Genomic DNA, 4,184 nt, shown 5'->3' on the forward strand with positions numbered 1-4,184 from the left:
TTGCATTACCCTGCGAGATCCAGCCATTGATCGCCAGGCCCACCAACCCACGGCTCAAGTCGATGCCGCCTACCAGCGAGCAGTTGCCTTAGACCTGCTCAGCCAGCGCGAGGCCGCCTTTGCCCGCCTAAAACGGCGCGGTGTGCTGGTGCTCGATGCCCCCGCCCACCAGATTTCAGACCCGCTGGTCGAGAGCTACCTGCGAATCAAGAGCCAGGGCAAGCTGTAGGAGCTTAGTGCATTCAGTGGGAATGACCTACTATCAGAAGTACCCCCACCCGGTCTCTGCGAGGGCTAACTATGGCTAATGGGGAAGATAACTTGCTCGCGATCAAAGTCTGGGGATTGGTGACGCTCAAAACCGGAGACCAGTAGCACTAACTCAATAACCGTTTCAAAGGCGATTTCAGAAGTCTGTTTCATGACATTCTTTGGAGTTTTTTGCGGAGATAGTAGATCACAACCTGACAAAACGGTTCCAGCATCCCGTCATCGAGGTCTCCATTCCACTTACGGATCTCTTTTTGAATATCTGCTTTAGATGGATTCTTACTCATAAATCCGCCTTTGATGGAATCCAAGAGAGCTTTTCGATTCTTCTTTAGAATTCCTTCATTAAGATTGAGAATTTCATTGATTTCTTGATCAAACGTCGTTTCAGTAGATTGAAGGGTGCCATCCCCTAGAAAAGCAAGTTTACTTTCAACATCATGGCTTGGGTGGGCAGGGTTATAGGTCAAGTCGCCATCGCCTTTTCGAGTGTCGCAATGATGCCGTTCTGGTTCCTGATCTTGGCCGCCCAGGCAAGCGCCTAGCAGATTGCTGTAATCTAACTGCCGATGAGGGTATTGAGTCTGGCATTGCCAATGCTCAATTTTCATAGTCGTGGATCTAGGTCGTATTCTTTGCAGGCAATAACAACAAATTCCCCGTTGCTCAAGCACAAGGCTTTCTCTCAAATCATCTTTGTCTGGATAATTGTCATAATCAGAATTTGTATTACAGCGATGCTGGGTTAGGGATTTGGGTTCTGCTCCTTTGCTAATGTTTCTCATGCCTAATTTTCTAAAAACTTAATCAAGCCTCTGGCGCGGGTGATTTCAGGATCTAGCTCACCCACTTGTTCGCTGAGCTTAGTAATAGTCTGGCGCGCTTGCTCAAAATCTTCATCGTCAATGAGCTGGAAAACAGTGTGTAGCGTTTCCGAGACTGCTTTATTACGCTCTGGAACGTTCATCACCTCATCTAAAACTCGGTTTGCATCAAGCCCAAGGGCATTGGCTGGCGTAGTGGCTGCTTCAGCCTTTAGCGATCGAATGCATTCCGCCGGAACTTCGCTAATTACAATGGGAGAATGAGTGGTACAAACAAACTGGATGGCGGGAAATGTGTGGGTCAAGTCTTCTACAACATGCCGCTGCCACTTAGGATGCAAATGCACATCAATTTCGTCAATCAAAATTAGCCCTGGTGTTTTTTGCAGAATTAAGGGCAACTCACTAGAGTCTATGCCATTAGCATCAGATAAGAAGGCCGCATTTTGGGTAACAATTTTGATGGCGATATCGGCAATCAAAGCCACCATCGTTTTTTGTCCCGCACTAAGATTACTGAAGGGGACAGGGGAGTTATCAATGGCAATAATGATTTCAGAACGATCGCTATCGAACCAGAGGTTATGTGCCGCAGGGATTCCCCCTAAAATAGCAAATTTAACGACTTCGTAGCTCAAGCGCATTTGGCCTTGGCGTTGGAGAGAGGCCAAGGCTTCTTTTTGGAACCAGGTTTGTAGATCCGCAATGCGAATCCGTTCATCAAGGCAGTCGTAAAAGGCGTGCCAGCGGCGAGAAACACCATTGATTTGCCTGGCTTTTGGGTCGGTTTTGTTGGAGGGCAACCAGGCCCGACCCGCGCCATAGTAGGCCACGATAGGAAACCAAAGTTTTTCTCTGGCCTGATCACGACGGTATAGCTCACTTATCAGGTCGAGGGCTATCTTGGCTTCGGCGTTGGAGGTGCGGGAGCCGTCAGCTTTAATTTGCCGTGTCCACTCTATTCCCTCTCGATCGCCTAAGCGACCGACTGCCTTAATTTGGACAGGTTTATGCTCAATGAATTGGGTGATGCCGTCAGATTCAATGGCCTCTAGATGAATTTCGCTGGTGAGAATGTTGCGCTTGCTGTTAGATAGGGTGGTATCGGGGGCGTTGACGAGCCACACCCCAGCAGCAATGGCCAAAGCATCGAGTAAGGAGGTTTTACCTGTGCCGTTGTCGCCCACCAATAGGGTGAACTGGGGATGGAGATCGAGGGCGCAGTCCGAGAACTTTTTGAAGTTGCGGATCTCGATACGGTCAATTCTCATAACCTTTTCTCCCTATCCATTCCTACAACATAGATCACCTGGGCGGACTCAAGGATGACCTGGCGACGAAGGGGGTTACGGCTAGCTTCAAGGCCTCGCTTGCTGATCAGGTCTACTTTGCGGTTGAGCAGTTGCTCTAGCTCGGATTGCATGTCAAAAAATTTGAAGCCGTAGCGGGCTTCGGGGGCGCTGACGTAGAGGAAGTCAACATCGCTAGGGTGATCACCAGCAGGGCGAAAGTTATCTCGGAGGATAGAGCCAAAGAGGGAAAGCTCAATAATTTGCCATTTTTCGCAGAAATGCGCAATCGCTTCTGGGGCTAGGCTTAGCCGCTGGTAAATATCTGGTAGAGGTATTGAAGCTTGAGGCATTGCGCATCAACCTGCCTTTTATAAAAGCGACGTTCTTTCATCGATATCGGGGAAGTCTTCTTCAAGGTCGGATAGTGTGGTCAGTAGAGCCAGTAAGGAACTAGGCAAGATCGGCTCGATGATGAGGCGTTCTCCGTCTTTACGCAATACGACTTCGGTGCCTGTGATGGCAAATTCAGGGGGAATAGTAAGGACTTGATCTTGCCCTTGGATAGTTAGAGAAACGTGACGTGTTTTGTCCATGGCTTGACCGTATGGTAAGTGAGTTATGAATTTAATTAATGATATCCTCGGACAGAGATTACCTGGGCGGACTCAAGGATAATCTGGCGGCGAAGGGGGTTACGGCTGGCTTCGATGCCTCGTTTGCTAATTAGGTCTACTTTGCGGTTGAGCAGTTGCTCTAGCTCGGCTTGCATGACAAAAAATTTGAAGCCGTAGCGGGCTTCGGGGGCGCTGACATAGAGAACGTCAGCATCGCTAGGGGATCGCCAGTGGGGCGAAAGTCGTCGCGCAGGATGGAGCCAAAGAGGGAAAGCTCAACCAGCATTCCCCCCGTGCCACAGGCCGGATCGCAGACGGTGACAATGGGGCTGCCCCCGGTCAACACATCCCCATCTGGCTCCATGAGCAGGTTCACCATCAAGTGAATCACCTCACGCGGGGTGGTGAAGTGATCCCTGGCGGTTTCGTTGGCCAACTCGTTAAAGCGCCGAATCAGATCCTCAAAGACGAGGCCCATAGTAATGTTATCGACCCGGTTGGGGTATAGGTCGATTTCAGCAAAGCTGGAGACCACCAGATACAGCCGGTTGGCTTCCTCCATCTTTTCGATTTCATCGGCAGCATCACCCGCTCATACTGGGGCGGGCGATAGGGGCCACGCAATAGATCGGCCACCGACCAAATGAAATTGGCTAGGGATTGAAAATTGGCAGGGGGCATGGGGCGTTTGGCCGCAATAGCATCTCATTGCTCCCATTGTGGCAGCGATAGCCCGTCAAATGAAGACAGATTCGCCCCAACTGGGCCCCTTAAACGCAACAGTCCAAGAGTTATTTGCTGCCGCAGACAAGCCTAGAACGCCGGTACAGAACCCCGGTTTCTCCCCCAGGAAAGGCCAAATCTCGTAGGCCAGTTAATGAAGAAATCGGGTTTTTAGCCATACTGAACCGATGCTCTAGGTGTAGGCAAAACTCAACTGGCAAGCTTGAAACGGATCCGATCAGCGCTGGTACCACCCAGCCAGGGCCAGGGCATTGGCGGCATCGCCAGGGCAAGGAATGCGATCGAGGATTGGAACGTTGCTAGGGTATCAACTCTTAACGGGTGACAAGGGTACTCAACGTCATGCGGTACAGGGCTTTGAGACAATAAAGGGGACAAAAAATAGGGAGCCTCAGTGCAGCTCCCCTAAACCAATATGTTTCCTGCATCCTACCAAACCA

General features: G+C 50.3%; 5 protein-coding genes and 2 pseudogenes. 1 reads left to right on the forward strand and 6 read right to left on the reverse strand.

Annotation, left to right across the window (positions count from 1 at the left end):
* Nucleotides 1-229: pseudogene (locus IQ254_RS29925) on the forward strand (DUF58 domain-containing protein); the annotation flags it as partial.
* A 65-nt stretch (nt 230-294) separates the two neighbouring features.
* Here IQ254_RS29925 and IQ254_RS32260 read toward each other — a convergent pair.
* From IQ254_RS32260 to IQ254_RS29950, 6 genes and pseudogenes are all read right to left on the reverse strand, one after another.
* Nucleotides 295-423 carry a hypothetical protein gene (locus IQ254_RS32260; RefSeq protein ID WP_255527047.1) on the reverse strand — a complete coding sequence of 43 codons (129 nt, stop codon included), beginning with the start codon at nt 421-423 and terminating at the stop codon, nt 295-297.
* Nucleotides 420-1,055 (reverse strand): retron system putative HNH endonuclease, encoded by a 636-nt coding sequence (locus IQ254_RS29930; RefSeq protein ID WP_193969789.1) that lies wholly within the window; start codon nt 1,053-1,055, stop codon nt 420-422. The genes IQ254_RS32260 and IQ254_RS29930 overlap by 4 nt, the downstream gene beginning before the upstream one ends.
* 2 nt (nt 1,056-1,057) lie before the next feature.
* On the reverse strand, nt 1,058-2,365 hold the full coding sequence (locus IQ254_RS29935) for an AAA family ATPase (protein ID WP_193969790.1): 1,308 nt from the start codon (nt 2,363-2,365) through the stop codon (nt 1,058-1,060).
* Complete coding sequence (locus tag IQ254_RS29940) at nt 2,362-2,736, reverse strand: nucleotidyltransferase family protein (protein WP_193969791.1); 375 nt, start codon at nt 2,734-2,736, stop codon at nt 2,362-2,364. Before IQ254_RS29940 ends, IQ254_RS29935 begins: the two co-directional genes overlap by 4 nt.
* Before the next feature lie 18 nt (nt 2,737-2,754).
* The gene (locus IQ254_RS29945; protein WP_193969792.1) at nt 2,755-2,979 is read right to left on the reverse strand and encodes an AbrB/MazE/SpoVT family DNA-binding domain-containing protein; all 225 of its coding nucleotides are present in this window, start codon (nt 2,977-2,979) and stop codon (nt 2,755-2,757) included.
* Between the two features lie 295 nt (nt 2,980-3,274).
* A pseudogene (locus tag IQ254_RS29950) lies at nt 3,275-3,681 on the reverse strand (N-6 DNA methylase); the annotation flags it as partial.
* Nucleotides 3,682-4,184 lie beyond the last annotated feature (503 nt).

This window comes from Nodosilinea sp. LEGE 07088, assembly GCF_015207395.1.
Lineage (GTDB): Bacteria > Cyanobacteriota > Cyanobacteriia > Phormidesmidales > Phormidesmidaceae > Nodosilinea.